Annotated in this window: 1 protein-coding gene; it reads right to left on the bottom strand. The window is 58.7% G+C overall.

Features of this window, described 5'->3' with window-relative positions; all coding sequences use genetic code 11:
- Positions 1–756 (bottom strand): hypothetical protein (locus EOB49_RS34370; RefSeq protein ID WP_164781953.1); only part of this gene is annotated, 756 nt, incomplete at both ends.

Genomic DNA, 756 nt, shown 5'->3' on the forward strand with positions numbered 1-756 from the left:
CCACGTGGATGCTCACAGGCTGCGTCGCGGTCGTATCGCCATCATGGTCTGTCGCAGAGACCAGGAACTGCAGGTTCAAGTCGGACGGCAGGATGTTCTGCGATATGTCGACGGCCGCCAACCTCATTTTCGCATCGGCATTGCCGGTTATCGAAATCACGTTGAAATCGATCGTCGGGTCGATGATGAGATGTCCATTCACCACCGTCGCCGTTCCATTCTGGGTCTGGTTGGTGACGGAATTGGTCGCCGTCCATGAGACCGAACCAGAGCCATTGTTCACATTGAAATCGAGACTGCCTATGAACTTCGGATTGAGAGTCGGCGCGTCATTGCCGGCTGTCGCTGAGGTGTGGAACTCCATGGTGAAGTTTTCATTGGGGTCGATGAACTGGTTGTCAACGCCGAAGCCTTGCGTGGAAGAGTTGACGCCGTTGCCGTTACCGGTGAATTCGATCAGGCCGTTCGGAGTTTCGAGGAACGGCGTCGGACCACCCGGGCTCAGCCCTGTGAGCGTCTGCGTGACGGTCGTGGCGGCCTGCGGCGTGACGAGATCGAACTCATAGGTGCCATCCGGCCTTACCGTCAGGGAGAACACTTCGGTCACGCCCGAATTCCCGTGAAGGACCGTTGTGCCATCCGCCGCGGTCGTCGTGCTGTAGGTGATCCCGGTGATCGCAGGTCCGGTGATGTTGAAATGATCGAGGCCATCGGCACCCGCCGCCAGCGAGAAGACCCCTGCGACCGATCCAACCT

Source organism: Mesorhizobium sp. M7A.F.Ca.MR.148.00.0.0, assembly GCF_003997735.1.
Lineage (GTDB): Bacteria > Pseudomonadota > Alphaproteobacteria > Rhizobiales > Rhizobiaceae > Mesorhizobium.